An 18,009-nucleotide genomic window follows, 5' to 3' on the forward strand; every position below is an offset into this window, starting at 1 on the left:
TCATTTAGGGGCTATAGAGTATCTAAACCAACATGTGATATTAAATCACCTTTGTAAGATAAGAAATAATAGTTTGGATTATAGTATTTATTATGAAAGTATTCCTTCCTAAGTCTTTCGTATCGAATTAGAATCTTCTTTAATGCAGGACTAATGAATATATAGCGTTCCTTATTGCCTTTTCCATTAACTAGAATAGTAGTTTCTTTTACATTGAGTGTTTCCAACTCCCTTAATTCTTTTGCTCGTAGTCCACAATCTGAAAGCATGGCAATAATGGCTTTATTCCTCGCTTCAAAGTAGTTTTTATAAGAGAAACTATTAATCATTTTGTCAACTTCTTGTAATGTAAATCCCTTTAATACCTTTTTAGGTACTTTTGGAATTTCAACTTTCCTTGCAATATTTTCACTTAAGTATTCTTCCTTAGAACACCAATTAAAGAACGCTTTAATCATTTTGAACATCGAAACAATAGATTGCGGTTGTAATCCACTTTGTTGTTTTAGTCTCACATAGGCTTTTAAGTCGTGGACGGATACACCTTCTAACTCTGTAATTCCACGCTTTTCTAAGAGGAATTTCTTCATTTGTTTTAACTCTTGTCGTTTATTTATCATCGTCTTTTTTGTAAACCCTTTTGCCAAACAATGATAGTCATACTCCCTTATTACATCTTCCAGTAACATAAAAAGACCACTCCTCTCTGGTTAAGTTTCTAACCGAAAAGAATGGTCTTTTTATAATAAGTGAAAGATTCACCAATTATATATAAATATTTATTGAGAAAAATTCACTAATTCAACTTTTGATTTAAAAATCCATCTAAATTTATGCTATGATGAGTCCATAACCCCTTATGTATCAAGGGCTTACTTCATTTGTTGTTTATTCATCGCATTCATCATTTGATTGATTTTCTTTTGAGATGGTTTCATACCCATTTGAGTCATCATCATTTTTAGCATTTGTTCGTTGATTGGCGGATTTTTCTTTAAGTAGTTCATCATATATTTACGTGCTATGAAAAATCCTAGTGCAACTCCAGCTAATAGAGCTACAAGTATGATAATGTATACATACCAAGCCATAATAATCCTCCTTCATGTTGTCTATCTTACAGTGTACTAAATCCTCAATCATTATACAATATTTCAATTATGTTTCAAACGAATTTTCTTTCTTTTATTGGTTTCAACCAGCCAAATCTCTCATTTTCGAGGTCCATCGCAAGTAATCGTCCATCATATTTTCGCAAAACTTCTAAAAAGGCCGATTCCGAGTCATAGTTCCCCCATGCATTCAGCCTAAGCATATAATCATCGACAAATAACTCTACTCCATTGAACAGGTCATTTTCGATGTAACGATAAAAATTATTATTATGTTCAAAATCCTTTTTCTTTGAAAAAGCTTGTCCAAGTAAATGATGGATATGTAATACAGGTATTGGTTTCGTTATATACTCTATTTGCTTACCTAAAATTTGTTTTAGAATACCTTTTACTTGATAGTATTCCAAAAATAAATCAAAAAACATTCTTTCCCGTCCGTAATAATACTCTGCAACCTCATCCTCTATTAAATAGATTTGATAGGCACGCATGATACTTCACTCCCGAGTTTTTATCCTTTCCTATTATTCTAGACTAATATTTCTGATTTTTTTGTCAAAAACTGTTTCAAATAGGTGATTTTTTTGTCGAAAAGCAATTTTTTATTACAACGGAAAGAAAATAAAGTATTAAAAAAGGGGGATAACAAGGTTATCCTCCCAAACTTTTTATTGTTGAAGTAACGCTTTAACTCGCGATACTACATTTTCTACAGTAAATCCGTATTCTTCCATCACTTTTGCACCGGGTGCAGATGCTCCGAATCCGTTAATGGCTAAAATTTCTCCTTCATCACCAACATAACGTTCCCAGCCAAATGGAGCTGCCATTTCGATAGCAAGGCGTTTTTTCACTGATTTTGGAATAACTGACTCTTTATATTCCTTCGTCTGTTCTTCGAAACGATCCCATGATGGCATACTTACTACTGATGCTTGAATCCCATCATTTAATAATGCTTTTTGAGCTTCAATTGCAAGATTAACTTCTGAGCCAGAAGCTAATAAAATTACGTCCGCTTGATTATTTTCAGATGGAGACACTACATAAGCACCTTTTGCGACACCTTCTTGAGCATTTTCTGCAGTTGATTTAATCGTAGGTAAACCTTGTCGTGTTAAAACAAGTGCAGTCGGTTTATCCTTAGATGTCAATGCGAGTTTCCATGCTGCAGCTGTTTCATTCCCATCCGCTGGGCGAATAACAGAAAGATTAGGCATTGTTCGTAAAGATGGTAATTGCTCAATTGGTTCGTGCGTAGGGCCATCTTCACCTACCGCAATACTATCATGTGTAAATACATAGGTTACTGGCAGGTTCATTAACGCTGCTAAACGGATTGCTGGTCGTAAATAATCAGAGAATACGAAGAACGTTCCTCCATAAACTTGTAATCCGCCATGTAATGCCATTCCATTCATTGCAGCACCCATCGCAAATTCACGAACACCAAACCAAATATTCCGTCCATCATAATTTTCAGGTGTAAAGTCTTTTTCACCTTTAATCATTGTATTATTTGAACCAGCTAAATCGGCTGAACCGCCAATAAAGGTTGGAACATTTTTTGCAATGGCGTTTAAAACTTCACCACTGGAAGCTCTGCTTGCTAAACTCTTTCCTTCTTCATAAACAGGAATATCTTTATCCCAATTTTCCGGAAGTTCTCCTTTGATGGCATGTTCTAATTGTGCAGCCAACTCTGGGTATTGCTTTTTATATTCTGCAAAAAGTTGTTCCCATTGTTGTTCTTTTTCAATACCTGGTTCTACGATTTTTTCATTGAAACGATCATAAACTTCAGCCGGAACGTGGAAATCTTCTTCAAATGTCCATTTATAATAGTCTTTCGTTAGCTTTAATTCATCTGCTCCGAGCGGAGAACCGTGGACTGCAGATTTTCCGGATTTATTAGGTGAACCATATCCAATCACTGTCTTAACTTCAATCATAGTTGGGCGAGTAACATCGGATTTTGCTTCCTCAAGTGCTCTAGAAATGGCTTCAAAGTCATTTCCATCTTCTACACGAAGATATTGCCATCCATATGATTTAAATCGTCCTTCCACACTTTCTGAAAATGATTTATCTAAATCACCATCTAGTGAAATATCATTTGAATCATATAATACAACTAAACGACCTAGTTTTAAATGTGCGGCTAATGATGCAGCTTCACTGGATATCCCCTCCATGAGATCTCCATCACCACAAAGTGCATATGTATAGTGATTAACTATATCGAATTTATCTTTATTGTAAACACCTGCTAAATGACGTTCAGCCATTGCCATGCCAACAGCCATCGCAATTCCTTGTCCTAATGGACCGGTAGTTGCTTCGACTCCTTTAGTGTGTCCAAATTCTGGATGTCCAGGTGTTTTGCTTCCCCATTGACGGAATTGTTTAAGATCATCAATGCTTAAACCATATCCTGCCAAGTGAAGTAGGCTATATAGTAACATTGAACCATGTCCAGCTGACAAAACGAACCGATCTCTATTAAACCATTCCGGATTTTTCGGATTATGGTTCATAAATCTAGTCCAAAGTGTGTAAGCCATCGGTGCGGCGCCCATAGGTAATCCCGGATGACCTGAATTGGCTTTTTCAATCGCATCAATAGAAAGTGTTCTTATCGTAGTTACTGCTAATTGGTCTGTATTGTCAAACAATTTTATACATCCTCTCTATCATATAGTCCAATATTAATATTAAACATGTTTATATTATAACTCAACTAAAGAAAAGTATAGTTTTTTATCTTTTATTTAAATGAATTATTATATATACACGAAAAAAGGCTGATTGGTCAGCCTTATCAAAAGAACTAATTTAATTATTAATGTAATCTTTTATTCGCTTGGATATTGCGGACTTTTTGAGGAGTTACATCGTTTCCTTCCGGATCAATCACGCGTACCGTTTCAATCGTATTTTTCATGGATGAACGAAAACTTTCTAAATACTCGCGTCGAAGACGAGATTGTTCCTTAGCTTCCTCATTAGTTAGTCCTTTTCCTTTAGACTTTTTCGATAGTTCATTAATTCTTGCTATTTTATCTTTAGAAAGCATATAGCTACTCCTTTTCTATAGAAACTACTATCTTTTCCAGTATAAGATACAGTAATAGTACTAGATAAATACTTTGTTATCAAGAAAAGAGCTTAAGCTTTCATTCGTAGTTATTCTTGCTTTACATATTCTTGATATCTTCTATGCACTGTTGCTTTTGAAACATCATATCCAAATCCTCTAAGTGTTGCTGCTATTTCAGCAAATGTAAGGTTATTCTTTCGCAAACGGACTATTTCATCGATAGGCATTTCCTTTCGATCACGCCCTTGAATATTCCCATGATCTTTTAAATTCAATTCTGGACGATATCCTTTATCAACTGCCCGTTTCATCCCTCTTTTTATTTTTAAATTATGTAATTTCCTTTGGTATTCTTCCACCATACTAACAATATTTAGAACCATGGAATCTGATTCGGACAATTCTAATTCACCTTGATGAGAAATACTATAAACTTTAATGCCTTCTTTAAAAAGACAATGTAAAAGAGCAATTTTTGCATTCCCTCTGCCTAATCTCGTCTCGTCTTGAATTAATAGCACATCAATGCTTTTTTCTTTTATAAGGTCAAGAATTTCTATAATCCCCGGACGATCTAAATGATAGCCACTTTCTTGATCATGAATCACTTGAACAACATCGAATCTATAAATTTTAGCCATCTCGATTAGTTCAGCCTCTTGCCTTTCAAGTGATGTTTCTTGGGTTTGTTTTGTTGTACTAACACGACAATAAATTACTGCTTTCATCATTTCTATTACTCCAAATCTAAAGCATATTGATTACTGTCATCCAACTGTTTTTTCATTTTAACAGGGATGACAATTTTATCTCCAGCTTTTATATTACTACTTGTTAAATGATTTTTATTCGTTACCCATTCAATGAAATCATTAGGATTCATTGAATGCTCTTCTGAATACATATGAGCAATTTCCCAAAGTGATTGTCCTTTGGATACAGTGATTTGCTGGTAGTTTTTGTCATCTATAAAAGTGTTCATTGCATATAAACCTATAACTAATGATAGAACAATTAACATAATAACATAAGAGTATTTTTTCCATAGAATAAGCATATAAAAAAACCACCTTCGAATGTATGTTCGTTTATTTATTTTTATTATAATGCGAACACTTGTTTTTAGTCAACAGTTTTTTTCGAACTTATGTTTGTATAGTTGGTAGAGAAATGCTATAATGAAATTAATCTAAAAGTTACGAAATAGTCGGGGTGTGTATAATGACAAAACTTTCAAAAAGGCAACAGGATATACTGGATTTTATAAAGCAAGAAGTTAAAGCAAAAGGGTATCCGCCATCTGTACGCGAAATAGGCGAAGCTGTTGGACTTGCTTCGAGTTCTACTGTACACGGTCATCTATCAAGATTAGAAACAAAAGGATTAATCAGAAGAGATCCTACTAAACCACGGGCAATTGAAATTCTCGATTTTGAATCAGAAAGCATTCCTAAGCAGAACGTCGTGAATGTTCCTTTATTAGGTAAAGTTACCGCTGGTATGCCTATAACTGCCATTGAAAATATCGAAGAGTTTTTCCCATTACCGGAACAATTAGCACCCGCTGATGAGAATATCTTTATGTTAGAAATTGTCGGTGAAAGTATGATTGAAGCTGGTATTTTAAATGGTGACTACGTAATTGTCCGCCAACAACAAACAGCTAATAATGGGGATATCGTCGTTGCTATGACAGAAGATGATGAAGCCACAGTAAAACGTTTCTTTAAGGAGAGAGATTTTTTTCGCCTTCAACCAGAAAATTCAACTATGGCTCCAATCATTTTAAATAATGTCTCTATTTTAGGAAAAGTTATTGGCCTTTACCGTCACATCATTCATTAAGCAAGATTTTCAACAAAAATAAAAACATCCAGATTTCGGTCATGTTACCCAAAACTTGGATGTTTTTTTATCGGTACTTTTACTTTAACGATCTTCTAAATAAAGCTTAATTTTTTATATATTGTGAGTCAAAATAATAAGCCTCACTCGTTTGCGAAAGGCTTATCAATATGATAAAAATTGAACCAATTATTATGCTTAGGTTGCAATTAAATTATATTACTTAATTACCGCACCAGTAGATGGTGCAGCATAAATATTTACCTTACCAAAGTCATCCGTCTTAATTGTATATACATCCTTTTGGGGATTTCCTAAAATATCGTATGATAAACCTCCAAACTTTTTAGGGTTTAAAAAACCAACTTCATTTCCTTTTACAGGTGCTTTATTGAGTGGGTAAACTCTCCAACTTGAATCAGTTTTCGGAAGATAAACTTTTTTGGTTTTCGGAGGGGAGCCTGACCCCGGCTTTGTTTCAATTTTAGATCCCCCTTCTAACTTCACATATCTTGGGGATGCTGTTACATAGTAAACAGCACCTTTACTATTTTTTACTTTGTACATGTATTCACTGCCTACCTTAACTTTCTGCAGTACTTCCGGAAATCCATCACCTTTTCGTAAAATACCAACTTTATAATTGGTATCAAATGTTGCTTTAGAATAGAAATTTACCCCATCAGAACCGCTATAGATACTTTCAACTCGTTTTCCTATAAATGAATTGTCATTAGATGGGGAAGGTGCAGAAGGTTTTGGTTCCTCGACTGGTTTAGTTGGGGAAGGTGTTCCTTCCACCTTGTCTAAAAAGTTTTTCCAAGTAATTCCCTTTTCACCACTTCTTAAATATCGTGGACAGTTTTTCCCATTCCAATGATTATGTTGAACGATGTTCGATAATGGAATATTGTGTTCGTTCATTAAGTGTTTAGTTAACCATGCAGCATTTTCTACCGACTTTTTAAAGTCACCATCACTGTTAACACAGATTTCTATAGCTATAGATTTCATGTTCCCTAGTCCATATCCGTCACCTGCATGCCATCCTACCTCATTTGTAGGTAAGGATTGATAAATAGAATCTTCATCTACTTGAAAATGCCAAGAAGCTTGTCTCGTATTTCCATTATATTGTAAATTCGCATGCGCAACATCGTCAGCACCTCTACTCGTATTGTCAGTTTCATGAATTGTGATATACTCCGGATCCATTTTAATCCCGGGCCGGGTAAATGTATTTGAAGCAGGGATAAATTTTTGATTAATTTTCATAAAATCATCTCCTTATTCATTAATATGAAAACTCATTAATTTTCGGAAAGGCGTATGAACAAAAAAAGAGCAACGATTTTATCGTTACTAGAGGTGGTTACCATTTAAGGAGATGATTAGATTTCTTCAATGGGGTAAAAGAGGAAAAAATAAAACCCCTTTATACCAATGGTATCAAGGGGTTTCACTATTAATACATTTGCATATATTGCTCGCGTTCCCATGGGTGGACGGTTGTTCTAAACATATCCCATTCAATCTCTTTTGCTTCTAGGAAATGTTCAAGAATATGTTCACCAAGAGCACTTGTCATTACTTCATCGGAAATTAAATTTTCCAATGCTTGTTTCAATGTTCCAGGAAGGTCAATAATTCCTGCTTCCTCACGTTCTTGTTTATTCATAACATAAATATTTCGGTCAACCGGTGCTGGAACTTTAAGTTTATTTTTAATACCATCTAATCCTGATTTTAATAAAACAGCCATTGCTAAATATGGGTTTGCTGCAGGATCGACACTACGGACTTCAATGCGTGTGCTTAATCCACGTGAAGCCGGAATTCGCACTAATGGACTACGGTTTCTAGCAGACCAAGCAACATAACATGGTGCTTCATAACCAGGGACTAAACGTTTATAAGAGTTTACAGTCGGATTGGTGACCGCGGTAAAATTCGTTGCATGTTTAATTACGCCAGCAATAAATTGATATGCCGTTTCACTTAATTCAATTTTACCATTTGGATCGAAGAAAGCATTTTCACCATTTTTGAACAGTGATAAGTTGCAGTGCATACCGGATCCACTTACACCAAACAATGGTTTAGGCATAAATGTTGCGTGCAGACCATGCTTTCGGGCAATGGTTTTAACAACGAGCTTAAATGTTTGTATATCATCACATGCTTTTAATGCATGCGCATATTTAAAATCAATTTCATGTTGACCAGGTGCTACTTCATGGTGTGAAGCTTCGACTTCAAATCCCATTTCCTCAAGTTCTAATACGATATCCCGACGACAATTTTCACCTAAATCGGTTGGTGCAAGGTCAAAGTATCCCCCATTATCATTTAATTCTAATGAAGGTTCCCCTTTTTCATCTAATTTAAATAAGAAAAATTCAGGTTCAGGCCCAAGATTAAAATCAGTGAAACCTAACTCTTCCATTTCCTTCAATACACGTTTCAAATTATTTCGTGGATCTCCCGCAAATGGTGTTCCATCAGCATTATAAATATCGCAAATTAAGCGGGCCACTTTCCCTTTTTCAGCTGTCCAAGGAAATACTACCCATGTATCTAAATCAGGGAATAAATACATATCAGATTCTTCAATTCTAACAAAACCTTCAATTGAAGAACCATCAAACATCATTTTATTGTCTAACGCTTTTCCAAGCTGGCTAATCGGAATCTCAACATTTTTAATCGTTCCTAATATATCAGTAAACTGAAGACGAATAAATTTCACATTTTGCTCTTCTGCTATTCTTTCAATGTCACTACGATTATACCTTGACATAAACAATTTCCTCCCTATGGGTCCTATTTTTTAAATCAACTGTCAATTAGTGAAAAAATCTCGGTCTTTCATTTTGCATTCCAGGGCGTTGAAATCTCCCTGCTTGTAATAGTTCTTCCCTTAATATTTTTCTCACTTCTTCGTTAGATACTTCCTGTTTTGTTGTAGTTGTTTCTGTTGGAGTTGGTTCATTTTTCATAACTAATATTTTCTTAATTCCCGCCATATTTATGCCTTGATCTAACAAATCTTTAATTTCTAATAATTGATCGACATCATTTAAAGAATATAGCCGGCGGTTCCCATCTGATCTAGCCGGATGGATTAAACTATGTTCTTCATAGTATCGGATCTGACGGGCTGTTAAATCGGTTAATTGCATCACTGTACCAATCGGTAAGATTGGCATTGAACGACGAATTTGATTACCACTCATTAAAAACTCCGCCTTTCATATTTACTATATAAGTACTTTAATATATGTTAGATTAATTGTCAATAGAATGTTAGATTTTCTTACATAACTTTTTTTAACAAATTTCTTTTGTTAAAAGTCTGTTGTTTTAGCTCCAATTAACTATCTACATAACATAGCCTAAAAATAAAAAAGCGCGTGAAATCTAAGGTTCACACGCTTTCAATGCTCCATTTATATTAAATTCTTCGTTAATAAACGGTCTAATGCTAAACAGACAGCAATTTTCACATGAGTATATGTCAATCCGCCTTGTACATATGCAGTGTATGGTGGTCTCAGCGGACCATCTGCGGATAATTCAATACTTGCTCCTTGAATAAATGTTCCCGCTGCCATAATCACATCATCTTTATACCCGGGCATATAGCTAGGATATGGGGTAACATACGAATTGATTGGTGAAGCAAATTGAATTGCTTGGCAAAACTCAATCATTTTATTCGGATCTTCAAATTGAACAGACTGAATAAGATCGGTTCGTTTCGCATCCCATTTTGGATGTGTATTTAAACAAAACTTTTCTAAAATTGCGGATGTGAAAACTGCCCCTTTTAATGCTTGTCCAACTACATGAGGTGCTAGGAAAAATCCTTGGTACATTTCTTGTAAAGAATAAAGTGAGGCACCCGCCTCAGCACCAATACCAGGTGATGTCATGCGATAGGAACAGGCATCCACCCATTGCTTCTTGCCAACGATATATCCACCTGTTTTTACAATTCCCCCGCCCGGATTTTTAATTAAGGATCCAGCCATTAAATCTGCCCCAACATGACAGGGCTCAATGTTTTCAACAAATTCCCCGTAACAATTATCAACGAAAACAACCACATCCGGTTTAATTTCTTTAACAAACTTGATCATTTTTTCGATTTCTTCAATTGTAAAAGAAGGGCGATTTGCATATCCTTTTGAACGTTGGATACCAATCATTTTTGTATTCGATTTAATGGATTTTCTGATTCCCTCATAATCAATCGTACCTTCACTTGTTAAAAGAACAGTATTGTATTCTATTTGAAATTCTTTTAAAGAACCAACACCATTTCCTCGAATCCCGACTATTTCTTCTAACGTGTCGTATGGCTTGCCGGTAATATATAATAATTCATCTCCTGGTCTAAGCACGCCAAATAAAGCGATAGAAATTGCATGTGTTCCCGATATAATTTGTGGACGAACTAGCCCTGCTTCTCCACCAAATACGTCAGCATAAATTTTTTCGATGGTATCCCTTCCGATATCGTCATAGCCATAACCTGTAGAAGGATTAAAATGCGAATCACTTACACGATTCGCTTGAAAACTTTGTAATACCCTAAACTGATTTTCTTCAATTCGTTGATCTATTTTTTCGTGAATTGGTTTAATTTGTTGTTCAACTTCTTCAATAATTGGCTTTAATTTCTCACCATTAGTTAAATACTGTAACATCTTGTTGCTCCTTTAAAATCTGATATTAGCCATTACCCTTCTTACTTATAAAGAGAATGTGTAATTTCATCTTAACAGAAAAATATGAAACAAAAAAATTTTTCTTGTAAGTCTGTTTTATCGTGATAAAATCAAATTTGTGATGAAAATAATAAACATACATATTAGTAATTTTAGAGCCTAATTTTTTCATATCATCATAGATTATCTATACTTCTAGGAGGTAAACCCAATGACTTGGGAAATTCTAAGTATTATTGGCACCATTGCTTTTGCCGTTTCTGGCGCAATCATTGCAATGGAGGAAGAGTATGACATATTGGGAACATATATATTAGGAATCGTAACGGCTTTTGGCGGAGGGGCAATTCGTAATCTTCTCATTGGAGTTCCAGTCTCAGCACTTTGGGAGCAAAGCCTCCTTTTCCAAATCGCGTTACTATCTATTACAATTATTTTCTTATTCCCTCATAATTTATTACGTCATTGGCAGCGTTGGGGGAATTTTTTCGATGCAATGGGACTTGCCGCATTTGCTATCCAAGGAGCATTATATGCAAAACAAATGGGGCACCCATTAAGTGCAATAATCGTTGCAGCTGTATTAACCGGAAGTGGCGGAGGAATTATTCGTGATGTTCTTGCGAAGAGGAAACCGCTCGTATTACAATCCGAAATATATGCTGTTTGGGCAATTCTTTGTGGATTTGCTATCGGGCTAGGTTTGGCAAAGGAACCGATTGAACTCTATTTATTATTTGCTATTATCACAATGCTGCGTGTGCTATCCTATATCTTTAAGTGGAAACTTCCAAATAAAACTGGAATAAAAACGGCTAGTCATCATGACTAACCGTTTTTATTATTGGTTATCTGGAAACAATAAATCATTACTTCTGATTGTTAGTAAATCATGTCGATCAAAATGATGATTATTTAGCAATCTCATAGCTTGTGAACGAATCGATTTTTCGATTACATTTCTGACATACCTTCCATTTGAAAAACTAGTCGGATTCATCATTTTTACATATGATAAATGGTCTTTTAATTTTCTTTCCGCATCATGACTTAGCACATATTCTTTTTCGTACAACATCCGCTTACCTATTTCCATCAACTGTTCGACATTGTAATCAGGAAAATGGAATACTAACGGAAATCTAGAATGAAGACCGGGATTTAAGCTAAGAAAATAATCCATTTCTCTCGAGTATCCGGCTAATATTAAAATAAACTCATGCTGCCGATCCTCCATATGCTTGACCAGTGTATCAATTGCTTCTTTACCGAAATCCTTTTCTCCCCCCCTGCCAAGGGAGTATGCTTCATCAATAAAAAGAATTCCTCCTATCGCTTTTTTAACTAAATCACGTGTTTTTTGTGCAGTATGACCAATATATTCACCTACTAAATCTGCCCGTTCGGCTTCTATTAGATGCCCCTTTGTTAATACATTCATTTTTTGAAAAAGTTTGCCAATCAATCTTGCTACAGTTGTTTTCCCTGTTCCCGGATTACCTTTGAACATCATATGAAGCGCCTGCTTACCAGTTTTTAGACCTGCTAATTCCCGTTTCTTATTAATATATATCCAAGCATATATTTCCTTAATCATCTTTTTCATTTCATCCATTCCAACAAGAGCACTTAATTCTTCTTCAATTTCCCTGAGTGCCTCATGCTCTGTTGTTGATACTCTCTTTTGAACAACTTCCTTTGGATGAGTTTTTGAGGATTCTCTTTGTTGCGCACCGAGGACAATACTTATTTGGCCATTATTTTTCATGCGTATTGGTTGATCCAAAGCGTTCACCTCACAATCTGAAAACAGTATACGCCAAGAGGTAAAAAAGTGTGACAAACGCCCAGGTCCAAGCGTTTTTTTAATCACCTATTTTTAAATAGTATGAATACTTTTAGGCATTCATTATTGTGAATTTGATTCTATACTAATATTTTCAAATGCCCCAATAGGTCTTTTCGTTTTCCCTCTCCACATTCTATTCCCTTCTACAAGTAAACATTACTTTGTCCTTTTCAAAAATTATCGAAATGAAAAAAGCATGTTTAACTGTTCAGTGTTAAACATGCTTTTTTCTATTTAATCATTATTGTTCTTCAAAATTTATTTGGACATTTTTTAAAGGAGAGAAGGTTGATATTGCGTGTTTAAAGACAAGCTGTTGTTTCCCTTCTGACTCAAATAATACTGTGAAATTGTCAAAGCCTTTTATTTGTCCACGAAGTTGAAATCCATTTAATAAAAATACTGTTACTGAAGTGCCATCTTTACGTAATTGGTTTAAAAACTGATCTTGAATATTAATTGCCTGTTTCATAAAAATCCTCCTCCTCTATCTCTATAATTATTAATTCGATTTTAATCGAAGCTTTCCTGCAACAAATTGTGATATTTCGTTTATTTTTTTCTTTCTTTCCATTTCATTTGTCATATCAAACCAGGTTACATCCATTTTATTTCTAAACCAAGTTAATTGTCTTTTGGCATATCTTCTTGAATTTTGTTTCAATTGATTAATTGCTTCATCTAAAGTGATTTTCCCATCAAAATAATCATACAGTTCTTTATACCCAATTGCCTGTATGGACTGGACATTTCGAATTCCTCTATCATATAAACCTTTTACTTCGTCAATTAGTCCTTCATTAACCATGATATCCACCCGTTGATTAATTCGTTCATACAATTTATCTCGTTCCATGGTAAGACCAATTATTGCCACATCATATAATAAGTCAGTTTCTTGTTGTTTCTGATACTCTGTTGCTGTTTTCCCGGTACAATGAATAACTTCCAATGCCCTAATCACTCGTCTAATATTGTTAGGATGGATTTTTTTTGCACTTTCAGGATCCATTTTCTCCAGCAATTGATAGACACTTTCATTTCCTTCTTCTTTCGCTTGTTTTTCATATTGAGCCCGTATTGTTGCATCACCGGGTGCATCACTGAATTGATAATCATAAATCACCGACTGTATGTATAATCCTGTACCGCCTACAATCATCGGCATTTTATTCTTTTGAGAAATATTGTAGATTTCTTTTCTTACTTTTTCTTGGAATTCGGCAACAGAAAATGGTTCGTCGGGTTCTTTAATATCTATTAAATGATGAGAAATCCCCTTCATTTCCTCTTCTTTTATTTTCGCTGTTCCTATATCCATACCTTTATAGATTTGCATGGAATCACCGCTAATAATTTCACCATTAAATTGTTTTGCAAGATATATGCTTAATTCTGTTTTCCCAACTGCAGTTGGTCCGATAAGTACGATAAGTTTTTTTTTCTTTTCCAAACCTATTCACAGCCTTTTTACATTGTAAAAGAATATCTTTATCGTACCATATTTAAAAATAATTGACTTCCCGTTTTTAATCGATTTTATCTAAATTTCACTTGATGGTACTTTTTCTTTGTTTTATATTGCACAGTTACTAATTGTTTCCTATTTTTTTATATTTATACTCTGTAGAAAGGGAAAATGGATATTTTTGAATTTTTTGCAGAAAAGTGTTGATTTGCCTGTCTGATTTTTCTATAATTTTATTTGTTATTCGTTAATATTTATCTATTTTGGACAATAAAATAATAGGTTTCGAAGAAATTGGTCGAAAGGAGTATTAAATGAAATGGAACGACATATACCGTTATCCAATGAATTTCTACTTATAACTTATAAGAAAGCGATTAAGTTAAAGTTACCGAAGGAATTTATTGAGATGCTGCGTGAAGAACTAGAAAAACGTCAACTACAATTAAAATAAAACCTCATTGTTATTCACTACATATAAAATTCTACATTTCTATTTTTACTAGTTTTAGATACAATCTCCCTAGAATTTTAATAACCAATGCTTAAATAAAGTAATCAATTATCTGTATTTTCCTATTTCAACCCTTATCAACATATTGATTTTAAAATATGATACTATTTAATACATCAATAAAATCAATATGAATAAGGAGTCATTATGCTTTCAAAAAAGAAAAACAAACATTATTTATTTTTAATTTTTGTCAGTGTGTTTTTTATTAGCAGTTTCCTCGTCGGTTGCGATGATTTATCAAATAAGTCAAGTATTTCAACGGAATCAAGTAAGGACAATCTTACTTCACACTCCGATTCCAATATGCCGAAGAATACAATTTCAGCTAAAGTAACAAGGGTTGTTGATGGGGACACAGTGAAAGTAACCCTAAAAGGAAAAGAGGAAACGGTTCGAATGATTCTCATCGATACCCCCGAAACGAAGCATCCTCGTATTGGCGTACAACCATTCGGCCCAGAGGCATCGGATTTCACTAAAAAGATGCTGACGAATAAAAACATTCAATTGGAAATGGATGTGCAAGAAAGAGATCAATATGGTCGACTTCTTGCATACATATGGCTGGATGGTACAATGTTTAACCGGATTTTAATAGAAAAAGGGCTTGCGAGAGTAGCGATATTCCCTCCAAACACTAAATATGTTGATGAGTTTAATAGCATTCAGGATAAGGCTCGGCAAAAAGAAATTGGAATATGGAGTATTGAAAATTATGCAACAGATCGAGGTTATAACTCCAATGGTCAAGCACCAGCATCGAGCAAATCACCAAAACCACCTGCTAGCGGATGTAAAATTAAGGGGAATATTAATTCTAAAGGTGAAAAAATCTATCATCTCCCAAACGGACAAAACTATCAACAAACAAAAGCCGAATCTTGGTTTTGCACCGAAAATGAGGCAAAAAAAGCTGGTTATCGTAAATCACAAAGATAATCTTAAACCAATGAAAATTCTTCTTTCAAATTTAAGATATTAAATGTTTTTTCTTTTTTAACATTCTACATTTTTTTCAAAAAATGGATATACTATTTTTCGATAAACCATTTTGACTCATCGGAGGTTGTTGAAAAATTGAAAAAATATTATGTGCTCGTTAGTATTTTAAGTATCGCGTTATTTTGCAGTTCACAAAATATATTAACTGTCAGTGCCCACAATCACACACAGGTTGAGGCGAGACATATCCACTTACATATAAGTGATCAAGAAATAAATAATTTAATGAAAAAAGGGTATACTAAACAAGATATTTTCAAAGCTTACTTTATTGCGAAACATGCAAAAGAAAAGTTGGATGCTGAAACGATATTAAAAGTATATAAACAGAAGCAATCATGGGAAGAAACGGCTAAATATTTTAATGTTGATATTGAAAAAATTAAAAAAGCACATTTCGAAAAACATAAACAGTTTTATGAAAAGAACAAAACAAAAATCATCCAATATTTAGCTACCTATACAGGTAAATCACCAACTGAACTTGATAAATATTTGAAGGATGTTGATTTACACTTTTTAATTGTAGCGGCTGCTATTTCTAAAAAAAGTAATACTGATCTTAGCCAAATCATTAAGGATAAAAAAGAAGGAAAACAGTTAAAAGAAATCATTTCTAAAGAAAAACTAGATCCTAAATCTGTATTTGATGAAGCCAAGAACATTCATAAAGGTATACATCGTGTAATTGAAAAATAACCATTTATCGGAGGCTGACCTTTTATATATTGGTCAGTCTTTCCTTTTCACTCACCCATATTAAAATTTTTTGCATATTTCAACAGATAATATATTTTCTAATTTGAAGACTCTCCTTTTGTTTCTAAGATAGCAAAATGCACATATTGAATTTTCCCCGATAGATAATACTTTTATTTTTCTTTGACTAAATTGATTTAACTTTGAGAAATAAATAATTTCAAGTGTTTGGCCAGTATTTTTTGCAAGTAGAAAAATGCCTTTCATCGTTCACTCACTCTCCAATAGAAACGTTAGTTCTTATTGTATGCAAACAGACGTTCCTTTATAACATAAAAAATTAAAAAGATCCGAAACGAAAAATCACATGACAATTCAATCATTTTTTTTTACACTGTACCATTTGTCCATTCCAAAGCTTGTTACTAACCATACAATGTATTAATCTTTTTTCGCGGAGGTGATATTATGTCTGGCGGATATTCTGGAGGAATGGGCTTCGCATTAATCGTAGTCTTGTTCATTCTTTTAATTATTGTAGGTGCATCCTATATGGGCGGAGCTTACTAATGCTATTTTTTATAATTGCAAATTGAGACTTACCCATTGTACGTAATAAAAATAAATTTTGGTTTAACCTTTACCTCTTTTCCTTGACAATGCATTTTCCTGTTAAATTAAAAAGACGCACCGTTTCGGTGCGTCTTTTTCCTATTAATGAATATTTTTTTTCTTAAAATTTCCTCCACGAACTTCGGCTATATCGCCAACAGCGAGAAAAGCCCGATCGTCAATTTCTTCTAAAATAGCATTTAGCTTAGCTTCCTCTAAACGGTTAATAATACAAAAAATCACTTTCTTTTCGTCTTCTGTGTAAGCACCTTGACCATTCAAATACGTAACGCCCCGTCCTAATCGAGCAAGTATAGCTTCCCCAACTTCCTTATGTTTATCGGTAATAATCCAAATCGATTTCGATTCATCAAACCCTTTGACTACAGTATCAATTGTTTTTGTAGCTATGACGTATGCAATTATGGAGTACATGGAGCGGTCCCATGAAAAAACAAACCCCGCTATACCAAGAATAAAAACGTTAATAATCATAATAATTTCGCCAACAGAAAAAGGTAATTTCTTATTAAATAATATAGCCAGTATTTCTGTACCATCTAAAGCTCCACCATAACGAATAACAATTCCTACTCCTGCCCCTACGACAATTCCGCCAAAGATTGTAGCTAAAAATATATTCTCAGTAAAAGCCGGTACTGGATGAAATAACGCTGTAAAAATTGATAGGATGATAATCCCGAAGAGTGTGGAAATCGCAAAAGTTTTTCCAATTTGTTTTTTTCCAATAAAAAAGAAAGGAAGGTTTAATACGAAGATAAAAATCCCAAGTGGCAAGGTAGTTATGTGAGAAAGCATAATCGATATACCGGTTATACCGCCATCAATGACACTATTAGGAACTAAAAAGATTTCCAAGCCAACTGCCATTAATACTGCACCGATACAAATAGCAATTGCTCTTTTGAAAATTTTTAATTTAGTCATTGGTTTATGTACTTGTTTTAGTTCAACTTGCTGATATGCCATGCATTTCGCTCCTTTTTATCATATATATAAATTATAGCAAAAGATTTTGTTGTAGGAAAAAGATTAGCATAAAAAATGT

At 34.0% G+C, this 18,009-nt stretch carries 21 protein-coding genes; 6 read left to right on the forward strand and 15 right to left on the reverse strand.

Annotated elements, in window-relative coordinates:
• Positions 1-11: 11 nt before the first annotated feature.
• The 7 genes from B5V89_RS03825 to yneA all read right to left on the reverse strand — a co-directional run bounded on the left by B5V89_RS03825 (position 12) and on the right by yneA (position 5,272).
• Entirely contained in the window at positions 12-689 is a 678-nt protein-coding gene (locus B5V89_RS03825; RefSeq protein WP_108070565.1) for a tyrosine-type recombinase/integrase, read from the reverse strand.
• A 183-nt stretch (positions 690-872) separates the two neighbouring features.
• On the reverse strand, positions 873-1,091 hold the full coding sequence (locus B5V89_RS03830) for a YneF family protein (protein ID WP_066233348.1): 219 nt from the start codon (positions 1,089-1,091) through the stop codon (positions 873-875).
• A gap of 74 nt (positions 1,092-1,165) precedes the next feature.
• Complete coding sequence (gene sirA, locus B5V89_RS03835; RefSeq protein ID WP_066233345.1) at positions 1,166-1,606, reverse strand: sporulation inhibitor of replication protein SirA; 441 nt, start codon at positions 1,604-1,606, stop codon at positions 1,166-1,168.
• Positions 1,607-1,783: 177 nt separating this feature from the next.
• On the reverse strand, positions 1,784-3,790 hold the full coding sequence (tkt, locus tag B5V89_RS03840; protein WP_108070567.1) for a transketolase: 2,007 nt from the start codon (positions 3,788-3,790) through the stop codon (positions 1,784-1,786).
• Between the two features lie 167 nt (positions 3,791-3,957).
• Positions 3,958-4,191, reverse strand: coding sequence for a DUF896 domain-containing protein (locus B5V89_RS03845; protein ID WP_066233338.1), 234 nt, complete (start codon positions 4,189-4,191; stop codon positions 3,958-3,960).
• Positions 4,192-4,301: 110 nt separating this feature from the next.
• Complete coding sequence (locus B5V89_RS03850) at positions 4,302-4,943, reverse strand: YneB family resolvase-like protein (RefSeq protein WP_108070729.1); 642 nt, start codon at positions 4,941-4,943, stop codon at positions 4,302-4,304.
• Positions 4,944-4,951: 8 nt separating this feature from the next.
• Positions 4,952-5,272 (reverse strand): cell division suppressor protein YneA, encoded by a 321-nt coding sequence (gene yneA, locus B5V89_RS03855; protein WP_108070569.1) that lies wholly within the window; start codon positions 5,270-5,272, stop codon positions 4,952-4,954.
• 164 nt (positions 5,273-5,436) lie between these two features.
• Between yneA and lexA the strand changes: the two genes are divergently transcribed.
• Complete coding sequence (gene lexA / locus B5V89_RS03860; protein ID WP_108070571.1) at positions 5,437-6,060, forward strand: transcriptional repressor LexA; 624 nt, start codon at positions 5,437-5,439, stop codon at positions 6,058-6,060.
• Between the two features lie 219 nt (positions 6,061-6,279).
• Here the strand turns inward: lexA and B5V89_RS20360 are convergent, their stop codons facing one another.
• The 4 genes from B5V89_RS20360 to B5V89_RS03880 all read right to left on the reverse strand — a co-directional run bounded on the left by B5V89_RS20360 (position 6,280) and on the right by B5V89_RS03880 (position 10,772).
• Positions 6,280-7,335, reverse strand: a complete 1,056-nt coding sequence (locus B5V89_RS20360) for a peptidoglycan recognition protein family protein (RefSeq protein WP_244913437.1) — start codon at positions 7,333-7,335, stop codon at positions 6,280-6,282.
• Between the two features lie 190 nt (positions 7,336-7,525).
• The gene (glnA, locus tag B5V89_RS03870; RefSeq protein WP_066233329.1) at positions 7,526-8,860 is read right to left on the reverse strand and encodes a type I glutamate--ammonia ligase; all 1,335 of its coding nucleotides are present in this window, start codon (positions 8,858-8,860) and stop codon (positions 7,526-7,528) included.
• A 46-nt stretch (positions 8,861-8,906) separates the two neighbouring features.
• Complete coding sequence (locus B5V89_RS03875; RefSeq protein WP_066233327.1) at positions 8,907-9,296, reverse strand: MerR family transcriptional regulator; 390 nt, start codon at positions 9,294-9,296, stop codon at positions 8,907-8,909.
• A 213-nt stretch (positions 9,297-9,509) separates the two neighbouring features.
• Entirely contained in the window at positions 9,510-10,772 is a 1,263-nt protein-coding gene (locus tag B5V89_RS03880) for a methionine gamma-lyase family protein (protein ID WP_066233324.1), read from the reverse strand.
• A 232-nt stretch (positions 10,773-11,004) separates the two neighbouring features.
• Between B5V89_RS03880 and B5V89_RS03885 the strand changes: the two genes are divergently transcribed.
• Entirely contained in the window at positions 11,005-11,625 is a 621-nt protein-coding gene (locus B5V89_RS03885; RefSeq protein WP_066233322.1) for a trimeric intracellular cation channel family protein, read from the forward strand.
• A 9-nt stretch (positions 11,626-11,634) separates the two neighbouring features.
• On the opposite strand, the gene spoVK is transcribed toward B5V89_RS03885, so the two are convergent.
• From spoVK to miaA, 3 genes are all read right to left on the reverse strand, one after another.
• Positions 11,635-12,579, reverse strand: a complete 945-nt coding sequence (spoVK, locus tag B5V89_RS03890) for a stage V sporulation protein K (RefSeq protein WP_066233319.1) — start codon at positions 12,577-12,579, stop codon at positions 11,635-11,637.
• 304 nt (positions 12,580-12,883) lie between these two features.
• Complete coding sequence (gene hfq / locus B5V89_RS03895) at positions 12,884-13,114, reverse strand: RNA chaperone Hfq (protein WP_066233316.1); 231 nt, start codon at positions 13,112-13,114, stop codon at positions 12,884-12,886.
• A gap of 30 nt (positions 13,115-13,144) precedes the next feature.
• A complete protein-coding gene (gene miaA / locus B5V89_RS03900; protein ID WP_066233313.1) occupies positions 13,145-14,095 on the reverse strand; it encodes a tRNA (adenosine(37)-N6)-dimethylallyltransferase MiaA in 951 nt (316 codons plus the stop codon).
• A gap of 334 nt (positions 14,096-14,429) precedes the next feature.
• Between miaA and sda the strand changes: the two genes are divergently transcribed.
• From sda to B5V89_RS03925, 4 genes are all read left to right on the forward strand, one after another.
• Positions 14,430-14,564, forward strand: a complete 135-nt coding sequence (gene sda, locus B5V89_RS03905; protein ID WP_084347741.1) for a sporulation histidine kinase inhibitor Sda — start codon at positions 14,430-14,432, stop codon at positions 14,562-14,564.
• Between the two features lie 207 nt (positions 14,565-14,771).
• Positions 14,772-15,566 (forward strand): thermonuclease family protein, encoded by a 795-nt coding sequence (locus tag B5V89_RS03910; RefSeq protein WP_108070573.1) that lies wholly within the window; start codon positions 14,772-14,774, stop codon positions 15,564-15,566.
• Positions 15,567-15,704: 138 nt separating this feature from the next.
• Complete coding sequence (locus B5V89_RS03915) at positions 15,705-16,328, forward strand: hypothetical protein (RefSeq protein ID WP_066233308.1); 624 nt, start codon at positions 15,705-15,707, stop codon at positions 16,326-16,328.
• A gap of 468 nt (positions 16,329-16,796) precedes the next feature.
• A complete protein-coding gene (locus B5V89_RS03925) occupies positions 16,797-16,898 on the forward strand; it encodes a YjcZ family sporulation protein (RefSeq protein WP_084347739.1) in 102 nt (33 codons plus the stop codon).
• Between the two features lie 144 nt (positions 16,899-17,042).
• Here the strand turns inward: B5V89_RS03925 and B5V89_RS03930 are convergent, their stop codons facing one another.
• Positions 17,043-17,930: a YitT family protein gene (locus B5V89_RS03930; RefSeq protein ID WP_108070575.1), complete on the reverse strand. Its 888-nt coding sequence runs from the start codon at positions 17,928-17,930 to the stop codon at positions 17,043-17,045.
• Positions 17,931-18,009 lie beyond the last annotated feature (79 nt).

Source organism: Heyndrickxia sporothermodurans (genome assembly GCF_003055045.1).
GTDB lineage: Bacteria > Bacillota > Bacilli > Bacillales > Bacillaceae_C > Heyndrickxia > Heyndrickxia sporothermodurans.